The following is a 20,985-nucleotide window of genomic DNA, read 5'->3' as shown; positions in this document are numbered from 1 at the left end:
GCCCGTGAGTTTGCCTTACGGAGGCATTCCACACATGTCAGTCGAGCTGAACCACACCATCGTCCACTCCCGCGACAACCGGGAGTCCGCCGAGTTCCTCGCCCACATCCTGGGACTCGAAGTCGGGCCCGCGTGGGGCCCGTTCGTCCCGGTGAACACCAGCAACGGCGTCACCCTGGACTTCGCCACCATCCCGGCGGAGTCGATCGTCATGCAGCACTACGCGTTCCTCGTCTCGGACGAGGAGTTCGACGCGGCCTTCGAGCGGATCGAGCGGGCGGGGATCACGTACTTCGCCGATCCGCACGGCCGGCAGCCGGGTGAGATCAACCATCACCACGGCGGCCGGGGCGTGTACTTCATGGATCCCGCCGGGCACGGCATGGAGATCATCACGCGCCCGTACGAGCTCCCGCAGCAGTAGACAGCGCTGATCAAAGGCCGGTGGGGCAGGGGCGAGCGGTACCGTCCAGGGGTGCCGGTCCTCAACGAGGACGCCCTGCTCCTCCGGCCGGCGCCTCCTCGGGAGAGGAGGCGGGCATCGGGCGCGGTGCCAGGGAGGCGGGGAAGTCGAAGGCCGGCCCGACGGACGGGGAGCGTCCCGATGCCGGCCCGCCGGGTACCGCTCCTACTGCGCGGAGACCGTCAGATCGCCTCGGCGTGGTGCGGCGAAGCCTTCCAGGGCCGCCCGGGTCAGCCCGGTCGCGGCCGTCACCTCGGCGAGGTCGAGGGCGCCGCAGTCCAGGCCCCGCAGCAGATAGCCGCTGAGGGCCTTGGCGGTCGCGGGCTCGTCCATCACGTCGCCGCCGGCCCGGCCGACGTACCGTGCGAGGCGCTCGGCGGCCTGGGCGAAGCCCTCCCGGTAGAAGGCGAAGACGGCCGCGTAGCGGGTGGGGAGATGTCCGGGGTGCATGTCCCAGCCCTGGTAGTACGCGCGGGACAGGGCGCGGCGGGTGAGGCCGTAGTGCAGTCGCCAGGCCTCGTGGACGCGCTCGGTCGGGCCGACCGGCAGCACGTTCGTGGAGCCGTCCGAGACGCGCACCCCGGTGCCGGCCGCCGCGACCTGCATGATCGCCTTGGCGTGGTCGGCGGCGGGGTGGTCGGCTGCCTGGTACGCGGCGGCGACGCCGAGGCAGGCGCTGTAGTCGAAGGTGCCGTAGTGGAGGCCGGTGGCGCGGCCCTCGGCCGCCTGGATCATGCGGGCGACGGTGGCGGTGCCGTCGGTGGCGAGGATGGACTGGCTGGTCTCGATCTGGATCTCGAAACCGAGCCGTCCGGCGTCGAGCCCGTGCGCCCGCTCGAAAGCCTCCAGGAGCCGGACCAGCGCGGTGACCTGCTCGGGATAGGTCACCTTCGGGAGGGTCAGGAGCAGACCGTCGGGAAGACCGCCGTGCTCCATCAGTCCGGTGAGGAAGATGTCGAGGGTGCGGATGCCGCGGTCGCGGACGGCGGCCTCCATGCACTTCATGCGGATGCCCGTGTACGGGGCCGCGGTGCCCTCGGCGTTCGCCTCGGCGATCAGCCGGGCCGCGCGGGCGGCCGCCTCGTCCTCCTCGTCGTCCGGGCGGTGGCCGTAGCCGTCCTCGAAGTCGACGCGCAGGTCTTCGACGGGCTCGCGCTCCAGCTTGGCCCGCACGCGCGCGTACACGGGCTCGGCGAGATCCTGGGAAAGGCCGAGACAGGCGGCGAAGGAGGCCGCGTCGGGTGCGTGTTCGTCGAGGGCCGCGAGGGCCCGGTCGCCCCAGGAGCGGATCGTGCCGGCGTCGAAGGCGTCGCCGGGGACGTAGACGGTGTGGACGGGCTGGCGGGTGCCGGGGTCGCCGGGGTAGCGGCGGTCGAGTTCGGCGTCGACCGGGGCGAGGGAGGCGCTGATCTCCTCGCCGACAGCGCCCGCGAGGCTCGTCCTGACCGTCTCCTGCTGGCCCTGACCCATTCCACACCCTCCGATTTTTCCGCTGTACGGAATCAACAATCCGTAGAGCGAAGTTATCCGTGCTGCTTCCGGCAGGTCAACACCCTGTCCACGGCTCCGCCCCTCGCGTCACCGCCGCATCCACGCCCTCTTCCGTACAAGGGTTCACACCTTCATCCTGGCTCACGAGACAAAGGGGAACACATGACGGGCAGCAGCGGGCCGACGCGCCGGGCGGGGCTGAGAACCGCGGTGGCCGCCGTGGCCGCCGTCCCCCTGCTCGGCACGGTGCGGGCCTCGGCCGCACGGCGGGAGAGCCGGCCGGACGGGACGCTGCTGCCGGCGCAGCCCGTGCCCCCGCTGGAGGTGATGACGTTCAACCTCCGTTTCGCGTCCACCGAGGAGCCCAACAGCTGGGCGGACCGCCGGCCGGTGATGCGCGCGCTGCTGCGCCGGGCGGCCCCGCACGTCATCGGCACCCAGGAGGGGCGGCCGGCACAGCTGCGGGACATCGAGGCCGACCTCGGACCGCACTACGCCTGGATCGGCACCGGCCGCGGCGGCGGCGACGACGAGGCGATGGCCGTCTTCTTCGACACCCGTCGGCTCGCCCCGGCCGAGTACGCGCACTTCTGGCTCTCCGACACACCCGAGGTACGCGGCTCGAACACCTGGGGCGCGGCGCATCCGCGCATGGTCACCTGGGTCCGCTTCCGGGATCTGCGGTCGGGGCGGGAGTTCCGCGTCCTCAACACCCATCTCGACAACGCCAGCCAGTACGCGCGCGAGCGCTCCGCCGCCCTGATCTCGGCGCGGATCGCCGGATTCGGCCGCTCCCTGCCCCTGCTGCTCACCGGCGACTTCAACGCCATCGCGCACGTCAATCCGGTCTACGGCACCCTGCTGGCCGCCGGGCTGGTCGACACCTGGGACACGGCACGCTCGCGCGGCGGGGCGTACGCCACCTTCCACGGGTACCGGCCGCTCATCCCGAGCGGGGACCGCATCGACTGGATCCTGGCGACACCCGGCTTCAGGGTGCACCGGGAGTGGACCGACCCCTTCACGCTGAACGGCCGGTATCCGAGCGATCATCTGCCGGTGCGGGCTTCCCTGAGCCCGGAATGAGCCGAGGCCCCCGTGACCTGTGCGGGTCACGGGGGCCTCGGGCAGTCCGGCGACTGCCGGGTGATCAGCCCTTGCGGGTGTTGATCTCCTCGGTGAGCTGCGGGACCACGTCGAACAGGTCGCCGACGACGCCGTAGTCGACCAGGTCGAAGATCGGGGCCTCGGCGTCCTTGTTGACGGCCACGATGGTCTTCGAGGTCTGCATGCCTGCGCGGTGCTGGATGGCGCCGGAGATGCCGTTGGCGATGTAGAGCTGCGGCGAGACGGACTTGCCGGTCTGGCCGACCTGGTTGGTGTGCGGGTACCAGCCGGCGTCCACGGCGGCGCGGGAGGCGCCGACGGCCGCGCCGAGGGAGTCGGCGAGGGACTCGATCAGGGCGAAGTTCTCGGCGCCGTTGACGCCGCGGCCGCCGGAGACCACGATCGCGGCCTCGGTCAGCTCCGGGCGGCCGGTCGACTCGCGCGGCGTGCGGCCGGTGACCTTGGTGCCGGTGGCCTGGGCGGAGAAGGTCACCGCGAGGGCCTCGACGGTACCGGCGGCCGGGGCAGCCTCGACGGCGGCCGAGTTCGGCTTCACGGTGATGACCGGGGTGCCCTTGGACACACGGGACTTGGTGGTGAAGGACGCGGCGAACACCGACTGGGTGGCCACCGGGCCCTCTGCGCCGGCCTCGAGGTCGACGGCGTCGGTGATGATGCCGGAGCCGATGCGCAGCGCGAGGCGGGCGGCGATCTCCTTGCCCTCCGCGGAGGACGGCACCAGCACGGCGGCCGGGGAGACCGACTCCACCGCGGCCTGGAGCGCGTCGACCTTCGGTACGACGAGGTAGTCGGTGTACTCGGACGCGTCGTGGGTCAGCACCTTCACGGCGCCGTGCTCGGCCAGCGCGGCGGCGGTGTTCTCGGCGCCCGCGCCGAGGGCGACGGCGACCGGCTCGCCGATGCGGCGGGCCAGCGTCAGCAGCTCGAGGGTGGGCTTGCGGACGGCGCCGTCCACGTGGTCGACGAAGACGAGGACTTCAGCCATGGGATTGCTCTCCTGCGAAACGAAGTTGAGGGGCGGTCGGCGAAAGGCCTTTAGATGAACTTCTGGCCCGCGAGGAACTCGGCGAGCTGCTTGCCGCCCTCGCCCTCGTCCTTGACGATCGTGCCCGCGGTGCGGGCGGGACGCTCGGTCGCGCTGTCGACCGCGGTCCAGGCGCCCTCGAGGCCGACCTCCTCGGCCTCCAGGTCCAGGTCGGACAGGTCCCAGGACTCGACCGGCTTCTTCTTGGCCGCCATGATGCCCTTGAACGACGGGTAACGCGCCTCACCCGACTGGTCGGTGACCGACACGACGGCCGGCAGGGAGGCCTCGAGCTGCTCGGAGGCGGCGTCGCCGTCCCGGCGGCCCTTGACGGTGCCGTCCTCGACGGAGACCTCGGAGAGCAGGGTGACCTGCGGGACGCCCAGGCGCTCGGCCAGCAGGGCCGGGACGACACCCATGGTGCCGTCGGTGGAGGCCAGGCCGGAGATGACCAGGTCGTAGCCGGCCTTCTCGATCGCCTTGGCCAGCACCAGGGAGGTGCCGATGGCGTCGGTGCCGTGCAGGTCGTCGTCCTCGACGTGGATCGCCTTGTCGGCGCCCATGGAGAGGGCCTTGCGGAGCGCGTCCTTGGCGTCCTCGGGGCCCACCGTCAGGACGGTGATCTCCACGTCGTCGTCGGAGTTCTCGGAGATCTGCAGCGCCTGCTCGACCGCGTACTCGTCGAGCTCGGAGAGCAGACCGTCCACGTCGTCCCGGTCGACGGTCAGGTCATCGGCGAAGTGCCGGTCGCCAGTGGCGTCGGGCACGTACTTCACAGTGACAACGATCCTCAAGCTCACGCCGGCTCTCCTACTGCATCGTCAGTTCTCGGCTGCCTTCTTCCAGGCAGCATAGGCGCCACAAGCGGCCGATCCCGGTCGGGGCGGCCCGCGCTCCGACCGAAATATTACTCGTCAGTACACCCAGTTCGTTCCCGCTAAGCAAGCGCTTTGAACTGTGACCTTTGCAACGCAGCGTAATCGGAACTCGACGACTTCGCAGGAGAGCCTGCCGTGATCAATCCCGCAGGGCGGTGAACCGCCCCTGGTGGTAGAGCAGCGGACGGCCCGCGCCCTCCGGGTCGCCCAGGACCACCTCGGCCAGCACGATGCGGTGATCGCCCGCCGGGACCCGCGCGACGACCCGGCACACCAGCCACGCCAGCACGTCGTCCAGCACCGGCACGCCGTGCGGCCCGTCCCGCCAGGAGGTCGGCGCGCCGAAGCGGTCCGCCCCGCTCCGGGCGAAGGTGGCGGCCAGCGCCTGCTGGTGCTCGCCGAGTATGTGGACGCCCACATGGGTCGCCCGGGAGATCACCGGCCAGCTGGAGGCGCCGGTTCCGATGCCGAAGGAGAGCATCGGGGGGTCCGCGGAGACGGAGCTGAGCGAGGTGGCGGTGAAGCCGACCGGGCCGCTCTCACCGGAGGCGGTGATCGCGGCGACCCCTGCGGCATGCCGGCGGAAGACGGAACGCAGGAGCTCGGGAGAGGCCAGGTGAGGGGAGCCGAGGCCGGGTATGGCCGTCATGGGATGGTCCTTCTGCGGGAAGTGGCGAGCGGGGCCGTGGGTGCTCAACGGCCCGGACAGCGCGCGCTCGCGGTACGGACCAGGTCCACGTGGGCCCGTCCGTGGAGAAGGGGTTCCTCAGGCATACGGTCAGGCTGACGATAGGTGGCGCGCACAGTCAAGTACGTTCCGGCATCTGGGAGATGCCTCACCGTCCCCGGCGGGCACCTCACACGGCCTCCCCCAGGGCCGCGATGACGTCCGCCTTGCGGGGCTGGCCGGTGGCACGCCGGACGATGTGGCCGTCGGCGTCGAGGACCAGGACGGTCGGGGTCTTGAGGATGCCGAACTCGCGGACGAGGTCCAGGTGCGCCTCGGCGTCGATCTCGATGTGGGTGACGCCGGGGACCACGCCGGCCACCTCGCCGAGGACCCTGCGGGTGGCCCGGCAGGGCGCGCAGAAGGCGCTCGAGAACTGCACGAGGGTGGCCCGTGCACCCAGTTCGCCGCCGAGCCGGTCCGCTCCCAGCCGTCTGCCGTCGTCGCGCCCGCGCACCCGTACCCTCCCGCTCCGCCGCTTGTGCAGCACTCCGTAGGCGCTCGCCGCCGCGAGCACCGCCACGCACACCAGCCCTCCGGTCATCAGGTCCTCCAGCGTTCACGAGACTGCAAAGATTCCCGGCCCCGGGAATCGTGTCCGTTGCGGAATGCTTGATTCATGGACATCGATGCGAGGGGCCCGCGCTTCGGGGCCGCCGTGACGACCGTAGTACTCGCGGTCGTGCTGATCAGCGGCAGTGCCTGGCTGCTGGCGTGGCAGACGCTGGCGTTCGCGCTCGGCGCGGCGGGCGGGGTGGGGCGCTCACCGTACGGCTGGGTGTTCCGCGCGGTCGTCCGGCCGCGGATCGGGCCGCCGACCGGGTTCGAGGCGCCGGAACCGCCGCGGTTCGCGCAGGCGGTGGGTCTGCTGTTCGCGGGCGTCGGACTCGTCGGCCTCACCCTCGGTCCGCAGTGGCTGGGCCTCGCCGCGACCGGGGCGGCACTGGCGGCCGCGTTCCTCAATGCCGCTTTCGGGTACTGCCTCGGCTGCGAGATGTACCTGCTCGTACGGCGGGTCGCGGTGCGTGCGGAGTAAAGGCGACTTAAAAGCCCGAGGTGGATCAAGGGGGCCGAAGTGACGAGGATCTCGCCGTTCCCGGGCACTGGGGCTGGCTCCCCGGCCGTTCTTCGGGCACGATCTGCGAGATGCCGTAAACCTACGGCTGCGTAACTTTGCCGCCGGGAGCGCCTCCCCGGCAAAGAGAAGGAAGGGTCCGCCCCGCCCATGGCAGAGATTGTCTACCGCCCCGTCGTCGGCCTCGCCCAGACGTTGTTCAAGGCCTGGGACCTCAAGATCGACTGCAAGGGTTCGGAGAACATCCCGCGCTCGGGCGGAGCCGTGCTGGTGAGCAATCACATCAGCTACCTCGACTTCATCTTCGACGGTCTGGCCGCCCTCCCGCAGAAACGTCTCGTTCGCTTCATGGCGAAGGAGTCCGTCTTCCGCCACAAGATCTCCGGCCCCCTGATGCGCGGGATGAAGCACATCCCGGTGGACCGCAACCAGGGCGAGACGGCCTACGCGCACGCGCTCGAGTCGCTGCGCTCGGGCGAGATCGTCGGGGTCTTCCCCGAGGCCACCATCTCGCAGTCGTTCACGCTCAAGAGCTTCAAGTCGGGCGCGGCCCGCATGGCCCAGGAGGCGGGCGTCCCGCTGATCCCGGTGGCCCTGTGGGGTACGCAGCGGCTGTGGACCAAGGGTCACCCGCGCAACTTCAAGCGCAGCCACACCCCGGTCACCATCCGGGTCGGCGAGGCCATGGAGGCCTCCCGCGACAAGTACGCCGGCGCGATCACCCGGCAGCTGCGCGAGCGCGTCCAGGAGCTCCTGGAGGCCGCTCAGCGGGCCTATCCCGTCCGCCCCAAGGACGCGAACGACACCTGGTGGATGCCGTCCCACCTGGGCGGCACGGCGCCGACGCCGGAGCAGGTCCGCGAGGCGGAGACGCGCTGACGCGACGCGGGGCGTTCGACGGGTCCGGCCGGCATGACGCCCGCCGGGCCCGTCTTCGCGACCTCGCGCCCCGTGCGAGCCGCGGCGGCCGATAGGGTCCCGGCCATGACGGGAAGCCGGATGCCGGGGCCGCCGAAGCGACCGTGACGGCCGGTTTCCGCGGCGGGGTGGTCACAGGGCGGCGGGGAGGGTCTTCCACAGGTGCGGCCGGTCGGGGGCGGCCCGCAGCGCGTCGAGCACGGCGGGGTGCGGTGCGGCGTAGAGGCCGGGGTAGTCCAGCTCGCCCGCCGCGGGGTCGGGCAGGAAGGCCAGGTGTTCGCCCTCCAGGGAGAACCGCGCGTCCACGCCCGGTTTGTTGCCCCGTGGGTCCTGACGGTGCCAGGCCCCGTTGAAGCGCACCGCGACGAGCCCGTGGAGGGCGTGCCCGTCGCCCTCGTCGTGCGCGAACCGCTGGTAGCAGAGCGCGGTCGGGATGTCCTCGGCGCGCAGCAGGGCGGCCAGGGCGTGCGCCTTGGCGTGGCAGATGCCGGTGCCCTGCGCCAGTACGTCCGAGGCGCGCCAGGTCACGCGCGCATCGCCGGCGTCCTGCGAGTGGGGAATGGTGTCGCGGACGAAGTCGAACGCGAGACGTGCATACCCATACGAGTCATCAGCGTCCTTGGCGAGGCGCGCGGCTGTCTCCCGCACCAGCGGATGGTGATGGTCGATGACGTCGTCAGCGGCCAGATAGGCCGAGAGGTCGGGGTTCTTCTGGATCAGCTCCATGACGGGAGAGCATAGGAAAGCGATCACCCGAGAGTCAATGACTTTTCAGGCGACCGCATACCTATGCATTCAGCGGTCGTACGACGGCCGTTACCGCGCCATCTCCTCCTTGACGGCGGCGACGAACATGTCGACGTCCTCCTCCGTCGTGTCGAACCCGCACATCCAGCGCACGACACCCGCCGCCTCGTCCCAGAAGTAGAACCGGAACTTCTTCTGCAACCGCACGCTCACCTCGTGCGGCAGCCGCGCGAACACGCCGTTGGCCTGCACCGGGTGCAGAATCTCCACGCCGTGCACGGCCCGCACGCCCTCGGCGAGCCGCTGGGCCATCCCGTTGGCGTGCCGGGCGTTGCGCAGCCACAGGTCCTTGGCCAGCAGTGCCTCCAGCTGCACCGACACGAAGCGCATCTTGGAGGCCAGCTGCATGGACAGCTTGCGCAGGTGCTTCATGTGCCGCACGGCGTCCTGGTCGATGACGACGACCGCCTCACCGAACAGCGCGCCGTTCTTCGTCCCGCCCAGCGAGAGCAGGTCGACGCCGACCGCGTTGGTGAACGTCCGCATCGGGACGTCCAGCGAGGCCGCCGCGTTGGCTATCCGGGAGCCGTCCAGGTGCACCTTCATCCCGTGCGCGTGGGCGTGGTCGCAGATCGCGCGGATCTCGTCGGGCGTGTAGAGCGTGCCCAGCTCCGTGCTCTGGGTGATCGAGACGACCTGCGGCATCGCGCGGTGCTCGTCGTCCCAGCCCCAGGCCTGCCAGTCGATCAGCTCCGGGGTGAGCTTGCCGTCCGGGGTGGGCACGGTGAGCAGCTTCAGGCCGCCCATGCGCTCGGGCGCGCCGCCCTCGTCGACGTTGATGTGCGCGCTCTCGGCGCAGATCACCGCGCCCCAGCGGTCGGTGACCGCCTGGAGCGCGACGACGTTGGCCCCCGTGCCGTTGAAGACCGGGAAGGCCTCCGCCGTGGGACCGAAGTGGCTGCGGATGATCCCCTGGAGGTGCTCGGTGTAGTCGTCCTCGCCGTACGCCACCTGGTGGCCGCCGTTGGCCAGGGCCAGGGCGGCCATCACCTCCGGGTGCGCCCCCGCGTAGTTGTCACTGGCGAAACCGCGGACCTGCGGGTCGTGATGGCGCCGTGCGTCGGTCTTCGGAGGGTTCACGGCTTCTCGGTGAGCCACAGACGCTGTCCGTTCACTTCGGGGGCGGGCTTGTCCCAGACACCGGTGATGGCCTCGGCCAGGTCCTTGACGTCCGTGAAGCCCGCGAACTTCGCGTTGGGGCGGTCGGCACGCATCGCCTCGTGCACCAGCGCCTTCACCACCAGGATCGCAGCCGCGGAGGTCGGCCCCTCGGCGCCCCCGGCCTTGCGGAAGGCGTCGGCGAGGGCGAGGGTCCAGGCCTCGGCGGCGGCCTTGGCGGCGGCGTACGCGGCGTTGCCCGCCGAGGGGTTCGTGGCGCCGGAGGCACTGATCAGCACGTACCGGCCGCGCTCGCTGCGCTGGAGGCCCTCGAAGAAGGCGAGCGAGGTGTGCTGGACGGTCTTGACGAGCAGCAGCTCCAGGAAGTCCCAGTCGTCCAGGCTGGTCTTGATGAACGTCTCGCTGCCGCGCCAGCCGCCGACGAGGTGGACCACGCCGTCGACCCGGCCGAAGTCCTTCTCGACGCGCAGCGCCCAGTCCCGGGTCGAGTTCAGGTCGAGCAGGTCGACCGGCTCGCCGGTGACGGTGGCGCCCCCGGCCCCGTAGCGGGCCGCGTCGACGGCCTCCGCCAGGCGCTCGGGGTCGTTGTCCGCTCCGACGACGATCGCGCCGGCCTCGGCGAGCCTGAGCAGCGTCGCCCGGCCGGCCGGTCCACCCGCACCGGCGACCGCGATCACCGCACCGCTGAGAGCCCCGTTCCCCATGGTCTTCGCCTCCTGCTGAGCAGTGTTCTCGGTACGCAGGTCGCTCACGCGGCGATCCGCTCGGCGCCGTCCGCCGTGATACCCCGGGTCGAGGCGATCACGCTCTTGAGCTTCTTGGACAGTGCCTCATAGAACATGCTCAGCGGAAACTCGTCCGCGAGCACGTCGTCCACGAGTTTCCGGGGCGGCTGGGTCAGGTCCAGGGCGTCGGGGCCCTTGGCCCACTTGGATCCCGGGTGCGGGGCGAGGTAGCCGGAGACCAGCTCGTAGCCGGCGAACCAGTGGACGAGCTTGGGGCGGTCGATGCCGTCCCGGTAGAGCTGCTCGATGTCGGCGCACAGGTCGTTGGTGACCTGCGGGGCCCGCTGCCAGTCGATGTGCAGCTTGTTGTCGGTCCAGCGGACGACGTCGTGCTTGTGCAGGTAGGCGAAGAGCAGCTGACCGCCGAGGCCGTCGTAGTTGCGCACCCGCTCGCCGGTGACCGGGAAGCGGAACATGCGGTCGAAGAGGACCGCGTACTGCACGTCACGGGCCTGCGGAACGCCGTCGGCCTCCAGCTTCACGGCCTCCTTGAAGGCGGTGAGGTCACAGCGCAGCTCCTCCAGGCCGTACATCCAGAACGGCTGGCGCTGCTTGATCATGAAGGGGTCGAACGGCAGGTCGCCGTGGCTGTGGGTGCGGTCGTGAACCATGTCCCACAGGACGAAGGCCTCCTCGCAGCGCTTCTGGTCGTGGACCATGGCGGCGATGTCCTCGGGCAGCTCCAGGCCCAGGACGTCGACGGCGGCGTCGGTCACCCGGCGGAAGCGGGCGGCCTCGCGGTCGCAGAAGATGCCACCCCAGGAGAAACGTTCCGGCGCCTCGCGGACGGCGATGGTCTCCGGGAAGAGGACGGCGGAGTTGGTGTCGTAGCCGGCCGTGAAGTCCTCGAAGGTGATGCCGCAGAAGAGCGGGTTGTCGTAGCGGGTGCGCTCCAGGTCGGCCAGCCACTGCGGCCAGACCATGCGCAGCACGACCGCCTCCAGGTTGCGGTCCGGGTTGCCGTTCTGCGTGTACATCGCGAAGACGACCAGGTGCTGCAGACCGTCGCGACGGTTCGCGGCGGGCTGGAAGGCCAGCAGCGAGTCGAGGAAGTCCGGCACCTCGAAGCCGCCGTCGGCCCAGACGCGCAGGTCCTTGACGAGCGCCCGGTGGTAGTCGGCGTCGTGGGAAAGCAGCGGGGACAGCTCCTCGACGGCCTCGATCACCCGGTGGACCGCCTGCTCGGCGTCCGCGCGCGACGGTGCGCCCTCGGCCGCGAAGTCGATCGACCCGTCCTTGGACTGCCAGGGCCGGATGCGCTCCACGGCATCCTTGAGCACGGGCCACGCCGGGTGCTCGACCACCCTCGCCGCCGGAGGAACCTGCTCCCCCGTAGCCGCCTGCACAAGAATTTCCGTCATGTCCCATCCTTCACTGGAGAAGCTCACGTCAGGACACCGTATGCATACGAGGTTTCCTCCAGCAAGTGGACCTTAAGGAAATTATCCTGCACCGCCACATCTTCACCGCACTTTTTCCTGCCGGACACCGGGGGAACGACTGCTTCCGCCAGTCCCTGTCCGGCGGGTCGAATCGCCTCGCGGGCGGGTAGGGGAACCCTCGGTGCACGCTCATGTCCCTGGCGGCCCGGGGCCACTAGGCTGCGTGCTCCTCCAGCCCAGCCGTCGACGGAAGCGAGTCGTGTCTTGAACTTCCTCACCATCGGTCACCGCGGAGTCATGGGCGTCGAGCCCGAGAACACCCTGCGTTCCTTCGTCGCCGCGGAACACGCCGGCCTGGACGTCGTCGAACTCGACCTGCACCTGAGCAAGGACGGCGCTCTGGTGGTCATGCACGACCCCGATGTGGACCGCACGACCGACGGGACCGGGCCCATCGCCGATCAGACGCTCGCGGAGCTGCGGACCCTCGACGCGGGCCGCGGCGAGCGCGTGCCGGTCTTCGAGGAGGTCCTGGACGCCGTGCGGCTCCCGCTCCAGGCCGAGATCAAGGACGTCCAGGCAGCGCGGGCGCTGGCCGAGGTGATGCACGCGCGGGACCTGGTCGACCGCGTGGAGGTGTCCTCGTTCCACGACGAGGCCGTCGCCGAGATCACACGCCTCGTCCCCGGGGTGCGCACCGCCCTCATCGGCAGCCGCTACGGCCTCGACATCGTCGACCGCGCCGTGGAGACGGGCGCGGCGACGGTCTGCCTCAACCTGCGCCGGCTCACCCTGGAGATCGTCGAGGAGGCGCGGAAGCGGGACCTGCGGATCATCGGCTGGGTGGTCAACACCCAGGACCAGCTGCGGCTCGTCCGCGCCCTGGAACTGGACGGCGCGACCACCGACTACCCGGAGATCCGCCGCACAGGCCGCTTCACGGCCTGAGCCGGGCCCCCGACGATCGGGCCGCCGGAGGTCGGACCCCCGGCGGTCCGGCCCTGACGGTCAGGCCCCGGCGGTCAGACGAGTTCCTTGACCAGCAGCTCGAACTGGAGGTCGTCGCGCTGCGGAACGCCGAAGCGCTCGTCGCCGTACGGGAAGGGGGTCATGCGTCCGGTACGCCGGTAGCCCCGACGCTCGTACCAGGCTATGAGGTCCTCGCGCACGGAGATCACGGTCATGTGCATCTCGGTGACGCCCCAGGTCTCCCTGGCCCGGCGCTCGGCCTCCGCCATGACCGTCTTGCCGAGCCCCGCGCCCTGGACCGTGGGGCTGACGGCGAACATGCCGAAGTAGGCGTGGGCGCCGCGGTGTTCCAGCTGGCAGCAGGCGACGATCCGGCCCTGCCGCTCGACGGTGAGCAGCCGGCTGTCCGGCGCCTTGATGACCGCGAGCACGCCGTCGGGGTCGGTCCGCTGGCCCTGGAGGATGTCGGCCTCGGTCGTCCATCCGGCCCGGCTGGCGTCTCCGCGGTACGCCGACTCGATGAGGGCGACGAGCGCGTCCACGTCGGAGTCGACGGCGTCGCGGAAGGTGAATTCGGTGGCGGCGGTGTCCATGCGGGCGTTCTCCGGTGTGCGACTCGGCTGGGGCACCGCCGAGCGTAGACCCTGCGCCGGTAGGCTCCGGCGCCATGGTGCACGTACTCAGCAGTAGGACCCTGCTCCGGCCCACCGACCCCGAGCGGTCCCGGGTCTTCTACGGGGACCGGCTGGGCCTGGCGGTCTACCGCGAGTTCGGGACGGGTCCGGAGCGCGGGGTCGTCTACTTCCTCGGCGGCGGCTTCCTGGAGGTCTCGGGCCGCTCGCGGACACCGCCGGATCCCGCCGTACGGCTGTGGCTCCAGGTGCCGGACGTGACGGCGGCCCACGACGAGCTGCGGGCCCGGGGGGTGGAGATCGTCCGGCCGCCGGTGCGGGAGCCGTGGGGGCTGCTGGAGATGTGGATCGCCGATCCGGACGGCACGCCGATCGTCCTGGTGGAGGTGCCGGCGGACCACCCGATCCGGTACCGCCCGGGAATCTGAGCCGCGAGGCCGGTGCGGGGGCGAGGCGGGGCGGGGCGAGGCGGGGCGGGGCGACACGAGCACCGGATGCCGTGGCGCGGGCCGAGGCATAGCGTGCTGGAAGGGGTCCCTCTCGGAAGGAACGCCATGAAGCTCGACGCGCCCGTGCCCGGCGGGCCCTGCTGGGCCGAGCTGGGGACCAGTGATCTGGAGACCGCGAAGAGGTTCTACGCGGAACTCTTCGGCTGGCGCGCGGAGACGGATCCACGCCAGGAGGCGGGTGGCTACACGGTCGCGCACCTCGGCGAAGCGGCCGTCGCCGCGCTCAGCCCGCTGTACCAGGAGGCGCAGCCGTGCGCCTGGAACGTGTCGTTCGCCGTCACCGACGCCGACGTCAGCGCGCGACTGCTCACGGAGGCCGGGGGCAAGGTGCTGGTCGGCCCGATGGACGTCTTCGACGCGGGCCGGTTCGTGGTCGCCCTCGATCCGGGCGGTGCCGCGTTCCAGATGTGGCAGGCGCGGACCTTCCCGGGCGCGGGGCTGTTCAACGCACCCGGCTCGCTCGGCTGGGTCGAGCTGCTGACCCGCGACCGCCACCGGGCGGAGACCTTCTACACCACGGTGTTCGGCTGGACCGTCCGCTCCTCGGAGAACTACCTCCAGTGGGGCGTCGGCGGCGCGGACTTCGGCGGCATGATCACGATGGACGACAAGTTCCCGCCCGAGGTGCCGTCGCACTGGCTGCCCTACTTCGCGGTGGCGGACGTGGACGAGTCCACCCGGACGGCGATCGGCGCGGGCGGCACGGCGCTCATGGAACCGACCTCGGTGCCGGACGGCCCGCGGATCGCCGTGCTGCGGGATCCGCAGGGCGCGGTGTTCGGCGTGTACCGGGCGGGGGACGAGGGGTGACCCCGACGGGTCGCGCGGCCCGGACGCGCGGCGGCGCGGCACTCAGACCCGCAGCGCCCGCATGTGCCCTTCGAGTCGGCTGAGCAACTCGCCCAACAGGTCGGCCAGTTCGCCCTGCCGGCCGTCGTCCAGGGCGGAGAGCACGGCGCTCTCGTAGACGAGCTGCTCGGGCATGATGCCGTCGACGAGGTCCCGGCCGGCGTCCGTCAGACGGAGGTGGGCGACGCGGCGGTCCCGGGTGTCGACGCGCCGGTCCACCAGTCCCCGTTCGGTCAGTTGCTTGAGCCGCTTGGTGACGGCCGCCCCCGAGGAGAAGGTCTCGCGGGCCAGTTCGCCCGGGGTCAGCTCATGGCCGGTACGGCGCAGCGCGCCGAGCAGGTCGAACTCCGCGCGGCTCAGACCGGCCCGCCGCAGGGGGGCGTCCTCGGCCTGCTGGAGGAGGGCGGCACAGCGGTTGACGCGGCCGATGATCTCCATGGGGCCGGTGTCGAGGTCGGGCCGGACCGTCTGCCACTGCCGTACGACGGCGGCGACGGTGTCGTTGCGCACGGACTGTGCCGCCCACTCCGGCCGCGCCGCGCGCTCAGGCTGTCCCGCCCGCACCCGGTCGCCGGTGCCCTTCGGGCCACCCCTGCCCCGCGGGTCGCCGGTGACGGCCGGGTCGCCGCTTCTTCGCGGTGCGCCGCTCTCCGGTCCGTCACCCCTCCCGGGACGGTCGCCGGCGGCTGCTTCGGGACCCTCGGCCTCCGCTCCCACCCCGGTCACGGGCGCTTCCCCGCTTCCGGGCCCCGACCCAGGCCCTGGCCCGTCACCGGTTCCGGCCGCCGGTCCGGCCCCTGCCCCGTGCACGTCCTCCGCCCCGCTCCCGGCCGCCGCCCGTCCCTGCGTCGCCGTCATCGCCGTACGTCCTCCGCTCCCGTGCTCGCGTCCCGGTCCAGGAGCAGCCCCTGGCGCCGTACCGTCGCCGCGAGCGTACGGTGTCCGGACTGTTCGGCCGACACGACCCGCTCCTCGGGCAGCGCCTGCTGCCACCACTCGCCTGATGCCGCGTCGGCGGTGGCGCGCAGGTCGACCAGCGCGGCGGCGAGGCCGCGGCGGGCGGACTCCAGGGCGCCGGGGGCGGGGCGCGGCTCCGCCAGGAGGCGTGCGGCCTGCTCGCGGGCCCGTTCCACGGCCGTCAGGGCGTGCCCGAGCCGGTCGCCGGCCCGGCGGTTGGTGACGGCGACCGCGGCGACGAAGCCGACCACGGCGCCGACGAGAGTGTCCACCAGCCGCTCGGTGATCAGTCGGCCCGAGTCCTGAGCCTGCGCGAACTCGGTGATGAGCAGGGCCATCGGGGTCACGCACACACTGCCGAGCCAGTAGTTGCGGCTGATCAGGGCCTCGGCGCCGAAGTTCAGGGCGAGGCTGATCAGGACGAGGGCGGCCTGCGTGAGGTGGGCGAGCGGGACGAGTGCGGCGAAGGCGAGCACGCCGACCAGGTTGCCGACGACCCGCTGGACCGCGCGGTTCCAGGTGAGCGTGATGTTCGCCTGGTAGAGGGACGCGGCGGTGACGAGGGCCCAGTAGGGGCGGCCGACGCCCAGGGCGAGGGAGGCGTATCCGGCGAGGGCGCAGCCCAGGGCGGTGCGCACGGCGATCGGCGCCAGAGGGCCGAGGCGAGGCCACAGCGGCGGTCGGCCGGTGGCCGGTTCGGCGTCGACGCCGAGGAGTTCGTCGTCGTCCACCAGGTCGGCCGGGCGCGGAACCGGCCCGGTGCCGCGCAGGTCGCGGGCCCAGTCGCGCAGCCGGTCCGGGTCGGTGTCGGCGGGGGCGGCGAGGGCGATCTCGGCGCGGACGACGAGCCGCTCCAGGGCCCGGCGGTGCTGCGTGGCGCGGGCCGACAGCAGGGTCTGCCAGGCGGCGTGTACGGCGGCGGCCGCGGCGGCGCGGGTCCTGGCGTGGCCGTCGCCGGTGCCGTTCGTGGCGGCGTGGGCGGCGGCCGTGTTCAGGGCGTGGGCGGTGGCGCGGCGCTCGGGGCCGTGCGGCCGCAGCAGGCCGGGCGCCATACCGATCAGCCAGGCCCAGGCGCCCGTGGCGAGTGCCAGTCCCAGGTGGCCGGGGATCTGGCCGGGGCTCTGCGGTGCGAACAGTGCGGCCGAGCTGATGAAGGTGAGGACGACGTTGCCGGGCGGGCCGAGACGGGTCGCGTCGCAGAGGGCCTTCTGCGCGGCCGCGAGGAACGCGCCGACGGTGACCAGGACGACGGCGTCCGTGGTCAGCGCGGCCGCGAGCAGGGCGACCGCCAGGCCTGCGGTCATGCCGAGCACCACCCGGGCCAGGACCCGTGCCCGGGCCGCGTAGGGGCGGTTGTGCGCGTACAGCGCGCACAGGGAACCGGCCATCGTGTACATGGCCAGGTCCAGTCGCCCGAGGGCCAGCAGGATCAGATTCGGCGGGGCGACGGCGACGATCACGCTCAGGGCGGGCTTGAACCAGATGTCGGAGGGGCGGCCCGGACGCAGCACCCCGGCGATCGGCAGACGGCGTCCCGGGCGCCGACCGCCTCGACGACGGCCCCGCTGCCCGCCGTGGGGCTCGGAGCGAAGGTCGGAGCGACGTCCGGGGCGGCCTTCAGGGCGGGGGCGCTGAGGGGTGGCACTGCTCATACCCGCTAATTTAGCATGTGTTTTACCTGTAAAAGATATCGTGCTCCGCCCAACGCTCCCCGTGTACACCCTTGCGCCCGCGTGCGCACGGTCCGCCGTGGGCATCGCAACCCTCGATCGCGAACGTCGAGCGGGGAGGTGCGCGTGCACGGACCGGCTTCGCCCGGCTGGCTGCTGGTGGCGCTGTGTGCGGCGACCGGGGCCTACTGTCTGCTGCGGATGCGCAGCGGCGTCGAGGAGCAGCGCAGAGCCGCGGGCGGCGAGGCGCTGATGGGCTTCGGGATGGCCGCGATGGCCGTGCCCGCGGCCGCGTTCACCCCGCCCGTGTGGGCCTGGCCGACCTTCGCGGCGGTCTTCGGGGCGGCCGCGCTCCGGGCCTTGTGGGCGGCCCGCGTCAGCGCCCACCACCTGCACCATCTGGTCGGGGCCGGGGCCATGGTCTACATGGCGGCGGCGATGGCCGCCGCGCCCGCGCACCGGCACGGACCCGGGGGCTCCGGCGTCCCGCTGCTGACGGGGCTGCTGCTGCTGTACTTCACCGGGTACGTCCTGCTCGCCGGGGTCCGGCTGCTGCCGGCGGCCGGGGCGGGTGGTGCCGCCGTGGCCTGGAGCGACCGGCCCGAGGTGGCGCGGGCGTGCCGGCTGTCCATGGGGATCGGGATGCTCGCCATGCTGCTGACGATGTGAACCCGACTCGGGCGTGGTCTGCGTCACTTCGCCGTGACAACTCGTACCCCTGGGCGGTACGCCGCTCATAGGCTGCCGCTCATGATGGTCCCCGCGGTCCTGCTGCTGCTCGGTGCCCTGACCGCCGTGCTCGCCCCCCGGTTGATCGCCCGGGCCGACTGGCCGGACCACGAACCGGTGGTCGCGCTGTGGGCGTGGCAGTGCGTGGTGGCCGCGGTCCTGCTGTGCTGTGTGCTGTCGATGACGCTCAGCGCGGCGGCGGCGTGGCAGGCGGTGCGCGGGCACGTCTTCGCGCCGGCCCCGCGCTCCGTGGTGGAGGCGTACGCGTGGGGCGCGACCGGCCCTTGGGCGGCGGCGACCGCGGTGGTCCTCGCGTTCGGCGGATTGTGGAGCGGGGCGATGCTGGTCCGGGAGGTGCTGCGGAACCGGGCCGGACGCCGGTCGCGGCACGCCGAACTCCGTTTGCGGGCACCGCTGTTGCCGGGCGAGGAGTCCGCGTCCGGACGGCTGCTCGTACTGGAGGGTGAGCGTCCCGAGGCCTGGTGGCTGGCCGGTGCGGCACCTCAACTGGTGGTCACCACGGCCGCGTTGCGACGCCTGAAGGGGCGTCAGCTGGACGCGGTACTGGCACATGAGCAGGGGCACGCCACGGCGCGTCACGACTGGTTGCTGAACTGCTCGACGGCACTGGCCACCGGCTTTCCGCAGGTACCGGTGTTCGCCGCGTTCCGCGACGAGATGCACCGGCTGGTCGAGTTGTCGGCGGACGACATGGCCTCCCGTCGCTTCGGCCGACTGACGACCGCGCTGGCTCTGGTCGAACTCAACGAGGACCGGGGCGTGTTCGGCCCCTCCCCCGCCCCGCAGGCCCATGTCCCGCAGCGCGTGCACCGGTTGCTGACCCCGCCGGGCCGCCTCACCCCGGCCCGCAGACTGCGACTGACGGTGGCGGCCTCCCTCGTGCCCGTGGTCCCGGTACTGGTGACCCTGGTCCCCGCCCTGCGCACCCTGGGCTGAAACCACGGCCCCGAGGAACCCACCCCGGAACCACCACCGGCCCCACGCACCCCGGCCACCGGCCACCGGCCACCTCGGGACGTCGGCGACCCCGGCCACCCCGGCCACTGGTCCTACGTCTCCACCGGTCCCACCGGCCCCACCGGTCCCACTGGCCCCACCCTGTCGCCGGCCACCCCGGGGGCGGGGCGGCAGGCCACCCGTCTCCCGAAGACGCCCCTCCAGGGACGCCGGAACGGGGCCGACCACTCCGAAAACCCGGAGGGACCGCCCCGAGTTCGCCTCCGACCCCACCGTTCGGCGAGGATCTCCGTATGCACCATCCGTCCGTCGACTCCCCGACCCGTCTCCCGGCTCAGCGCACGGCACTGCGGATCGCCCTGGCCCTGGGGGTGGTCTCCGCCCTGCTCCTCGCCCTGGTCGCGGCCGGCTGGCACCCCTTGATCTCCGTCGACGGCGACATCTCCCGCACCACGCACCGCTGGGCCGTCGCCGACCCCGACGTCACCCACGTCTGCCGCATCCTCACGGACTGGGTGTGGGACCCCCTGACCATGCGTCTGCTGGGCGCGGCGGTCGCCGTATGGCTGGTGTGGCGGCACGCGGCCTGGTGGACGGCGGGGTGGCTGGTCGTCACGGCGGCGGTGGGCACGCTGATCCAGCAGTCCCTCAAGGCCGGGGTGGGCCGCTCCCGTCCGGTCTGGCCCGACCCGGTCGACTCCGCCCACTACGCGGCATACCCCTCCGGGCACGCCTTGACGGCCACGGTCGTGTGCGGCCTCCTGCTGTGGCTGCTGCACCGGCACGGCGTCGCCCCCGCTGTGTGGCGCACGGCGGTGGCGGTGGCGGTGGTCTCCGTGGTGGGCGTGGGGCTGACCCGGATCTGGCTGGGGGTGCACTGGCCCTCGGACGTCCTGGCCGGCTGGCTCCTGGGAGCCATGCTGGTGGCCCTGGCGATCGCGGCGCACCTGCGATGGCGCCCGTGACCCTCCCGGGGCGGCGCCACGGCTACGTGGGCCCGGTGGACCTGCGCCGGGCGGTCGTCCCCGGCACCGGCGGCCGGGTGATCCGCCGACTCCGGCCGGAAGTCCGGGCCGCCCCCGTGAGATCCCTCTGTTTCATAGACTCGGCCCCATGCGCATGACAGCCGTGTTGTTCGACTTCTCCGGGACGTTGTTCCGTGTCGAGTCCACCGAGTCCTGGCTGGGGGCGGTGCTCAAGGCGGCGGGCGTAGCGCTGCCCGCTTCGGAGTTCGCCGAGAAGGCGCGGGCGCTGGAGACGGCCGGCGCGTTGCCCGGCGGGGCGAGTCCGGTGCGGCTGCCCGACGCCGTCGCCGAGGTGTGGCGGGTGCGGGACGAGAGCGCGGAGCTGCACCGGGCGGCGTACACCGGGCTGTCCCGTCAGGTGCCGCTGCCGGACCCGGCGCTGCACGACGCCCTGTACGAACGGCACAGGATGCCGGCTGCCTGGGCGCCCTACCCCGACGCCCTCGACGTCCTGAGCGGGTTGCGCGAGCGGGGGCTGCGGGTCGGCGTGGTGAGCAACATCGGCTGGGACCTGCGGCCGGTGTTCCGCGAGCACGGCCTCGACCGGTACGTCGACGCGTACGCGCTGTCGTACGAGCACGGGTTCCAGAAACCGGACCCCCGGCTGTTCACGGTGGCGTGCGAGGCGCTGGAAGCCGATCCCGGCGCGACCCTGATGGTGGGCGACGACCGGCGCGCGGACGGCGGGGCGACGGCGGTGGGCTGCGCGGTGCACTTCGTCGACCACCTGCCGGCGGCCGCCCGTCCCCACGCGCTGCGTGCGGTGCTGGACCTGGTGGGATGACCCGACCGCACCGGCCTGCTCTCCGCTGCCGACGGTCGCCTCAGGCCACTATCGGAGGGAAAAGCACGCCCACTCTGGACGATCCC

At 72.3% G+C, this 20,985-nt stretch carries 23 protein-coding genes; 11 read left to right on the top strand and 12 right to left on the bottom strand.

The window, feature by feature from the left end; genetic code table 11:
- Positions 1-34: 34 nt before the first annotated feature.
- Positions 35-424, top strand: a complete 390-nt coding sequence (locus OG440_RS33465; RefSeq protein ID WP_406010484.1) for a VOC family protein — start codon at positions 35-37, stop codon at positions 422-424.
- Between the two features lie 204 nt (positions 425-628).
- Here the strand turns inward: OG440_RS33465 and OG440_RS33460 are convergent, their stop codons facing one another.
- Entirely contained in the window at positions 629-1,933 is a 1,305-nt protein-coding gene (locus tag OG440_RS33460; RefSeq protein ID WP_406010483.1) for a DUF6986 family protein, read from the bottom strand.
- A gap of 183 nt (positions 1,934-2,116) precedes the next feature.
- Here OG440_RS33460 and OG440_RS33455 point away from each other — a divergent pair, with 183 nt between their 5' ends.
- Positions 2,117-3,040, top strand: coding sequence for an endonuclease/exonuclease/phosphatase family protein (locus tag OG440_RS33455; RefSeq protein WP_406010482.1), 924 nt, complete (start codon positions 2,117-2,119; stop codon positions 3,038-3,040).
- 64 nt (positions 3,041-3,104) lie between these two features.
- On the opposite strand, the gene OG440_RS33450 is transcribed toward OG440_RS33455, so the two are convergent.
- The 4 genes from OG440_RS33450 to OG440_RS33435 form a co-directional block, all read right to left on the bottom strand.
- The gene (locus OG440_RS33450) at positions 3,105-4,067 is read right to left on the bottom strand and encodes an electron transfer flavoprotein subunit alpha/FixB family protein (RefSeq protein ID WP_406010481.1); all 963 of its coding nucleotides are present in this window, start codon (positions 4,065-4,067) and stop codon (positions 3,105-3,107) included.
- A 50-nt stretch (positions 4,068-4,117) separates the two neighbouring features.
- Positions 4,118-4,906, bottom strand: coding sequence for an electron transfer flavoprotein subunit beta/FixA family protein (locus tag OG440_RS33445; RefSeq protein WP_028806184.1), 789 nt, complete (start codon positions 4,904-4,906; stop codon positions 4,118-4,120).
- A 217-nt stretch (positions 4,907-5,123) separates the two neighbouring features.
- Positions 5,124-5,633, bottom strand: coding sequence for a flavin reductase family protein (locus tag OG440_RS33440; RefSeq protein WP_406010480.1), 510 nt, complete (start codon positions 5,631-5,633; stop codon positions 5,124-5,126).
- Between the two features lie 208 nt (positions 5,634-5,841).
- Positions 5,842-6,255, bottom strand: a complete 414-nt coding sequence (locus OG440_RS33435) for a thioredoxin family protein (RefSeq protein ID WP_406010479.1) — start codon at positions 6,253-6,255, stop codon at positions 5,842-5,844.
- A 75-nt stretch (positions 6,256-6,330) separates the two neighbouring features.
- Between OG440_RS33435 and OG440_RS33430 the strand changes: the two genes are divergently transcribed.
- Both OG440_RS33430 and OG440_RS33425 read left to right on the top strand, forming a co-directional pair.
- A complete protein-coding gene (locus OG440_RS33430; RefSeq protein WP_406010478.1) occupies positions 6,331-6,747 on the top strand; it encodes a DUF4395 domain-containing protein in 417 nt (138 codons plus the stop codon).
- A 189-nt stretch (positions 6,748-6,936) separates the two neighbouring features.
- On the top strand, positions 6,937-7,665 hold the full coding sequence (locus OG440_RS33425) for a lysophospholipid acyltransferase family protein (protein ID WP_406010477.1): 729 nt from the start codon (positions 6,937-6,939) through the stop codon (positions 7,663-7,665).
- 171 nt (positions 7,666-7,836) lie between these two features.
- Here the strand turns inward: OG440_RS33425 and OG440_RS33420 are convergent, their stop codons facing one another.
- The 4 genes from OG440_RS33420 to OG440_RS33405 form a co-directional block, all read right to left on the bottom strand.
- A complete protein-coding gene (locus OG440_RS33420; RefSeq protein WP_406010476.1) occupies positions 7,837-8,430 on the bottom strand; it encodes a transglutaminase domain-containing protein in 594 nt (197 codons plus the stop codon).
- Between the two features lie 90 nt (positions 8,431-8,520).
- Complete coding sequence (locus OG440_RS33415; RefSeq protein WP_406010475.1) at positions 8,521-9,591, bottom strand: threonine aldolase family protein; 1,071 nt, start codon at positions 9,589-9,591, stop codon at positions 8,521-8,523.
- A complete protein-coding gene (locus OG440_RS33410) occupies positions 9,588-10,334 on the bottom strand; it encodes an SDR family NAD(P)-dependent oxidoreductase (RefSeq protein ID WP_406011529.1) in 747 nt (248 codons plus the stop codon). The genes OG440_RS33415 and OG440_RS33410 overlap by 4 nt, the downstream gene beginning before the upstream one ends.
- A 44-nt stretch (positions 10,335-10,378) precedes the next feature.
- Positions 10,379-11,776 carry a DUF6421 family protein gene (locus tag OG440_RS33405; protein ID WP_406010474.1) on the bottom strand — a complete coding sequence of 466 codons (1,398 nt, stop codon included), beginning with the start codon at positions 11,774-11,776 and terminating at the stop codon, positions 10,379-10,381.
- Between the two features lie 285 nt (positions 11,777-12,061).
- Between OG440_RS33405 and OG440_RS33400 the strand changes: the two genes are divergently transcribed.
- Positions 12,062-12,745, top strand: a complete 684-nt coding sequence (locus OG440_RS33400) for a glycerophosphodiester phosphodiesterase (protein WP_406010473.1) — start codon at positions 12,062-12,064, stop codon at positions 12,743-12,745.
- Positions 12,746-12,819: 74 nt separating this feature from the next.
- Here the strand turns inward: OG440_RS33400 and OG440_RS33395 are convergent, their stop codons facing one another.
- Complete coding sequence (locus tag OG440_RS33395; protein ID WP_406011528.1) at positions 12,820-13,359, bottom strand: GNAT family N-acetyltransferase; 540 nt, start codon at positions 13,357-13,359, stop codon at positions 12,820-12,822.
- Positions 13,360-13,433: 74 nt separating this feature from the next.
- Here OG440_RS33395 and OG440_RS33390 point away from each other — a divergent pair, with 74 nt between their 5' ends.
- Positions 13,434-13,826, top strand: coding sequence for a VOC family protein (locus OG440_RS33390; RefSeq protein ID WP_406010472.1), 393 nt, complete (start codon positions 13,434-13,436; stop codon positions 13,824-13,826).
- Positions 13,827-13,952: 126 nt separating this feature from the next.
- Positions 13,953-14,717: a VOC family protein gene (locus OG440_RS33385; RefSeq protein ID WP_406010471.1), complete on the top strand. Its 765-nt coding sequence runs from the start codon at positions 13,953-13,955 to the stop codon at positions 14,715-14,717.
- Positions 14,718-14,759: 42 nt separating this feature from the next.
- Here the strand turns inward: OG440_RS33385 and OG440_RS33380 are convergent, their stop codons facing one another.
- Positions 14,760-15,320, bottom strand: coding sequence for a MarR family winged helix-turn-helix transcriptional regulator (locus OG440_RS33380; RefSeq protein ID WP_406011527.1), 561 nt, complete (start codon positions 15,318-15,320; stop codon positions 14,760-14,762).
- A 290-nt stretch (positions 15,321-15,610) separates the two neighbouring features.
- Entirely contained in the window at positions 15,611-17,224 is a 1,614-nt protein-coding gene (locus OG440_RS33375; protein WP_406010470.1) for an FUSC family protein, read from the bottom strand.
- A gap of 285 nt (positions 17,225-17,509) precedes the next feature.
- On the opposite strand from OG440_RS33375, the gene OG440_RS33370 reads away from it, so the two are divergent.
- The 4 genes from OG440_RS33370 to OG440_RS33355 all read left to right on the top strand — a co-directional run bounded on the left by OG440_RS33370 (position 17,510) and on the right by OG440_RS33355 (position 20,899).
- Positions 17,510-18,052, top strand: coding sequence for a DUF5134 domain-containing protein (locus OG440_RS33370; RefSeq protein WP_406010469.1), 543 nt, complete (start codon positions 17,510-17,512; stop codon positions 18,050-18,052).
- 81 nt (positions 18,053-18,133) lie between these two features.
- The gene (locus OG440_RS33365) at positions 18,134-19,069 is read left to right on the top strand and encodes a M56 family metallopeptidase (protein ID WP_406010468.1); all 936 of its coding nucleotides are present in this window, start codon (positions 18,134-18,136) and stop codon (positions 19,067-19,069) included.
- Positions 19,070-19,383: 314 nt separating this feature from the next.
- The gene (locus OG440_RS33360; RefSeq protein ID WP_406010467.1) at positions 19,384-20,055 is read left to right on the top strand and encodes a phosphatase PAP2 family protein; all 672 of its coding nucleotides are present in this window, start codon (positions 19,384-19,386) and stop codon (positions 20,053-20,055) included.
- A gap of 154 nt (positions 20,056-20,209) precedes the next feature.
- On the top strand, positions 20,210-20,899 hold the full coding sequence (locus OG440_RS33355) for an HAD family hydrolase (RefSeq protein WP_406011526.1): 690 nt from the start codon (positions 20,210-20,212) through the stop codon (positions 20,897-20,899).
- Positions 20,900-20,985 lie beyond the last annotated feature (86 nt).

Source organism: Streptomyces sp. NBC_00637 (assembly GCF_045161545.1).
In the GTDB taxonomy this organism is placed as follows: domain Bacteria; phylum Actinomycetota; class Actinomycetes; order Streptomycetales; family Streptomycetaceae; genus Streptomyces.
This window is presented reverse-complemented; position numbering and strand designations above follow the sequence as displayed.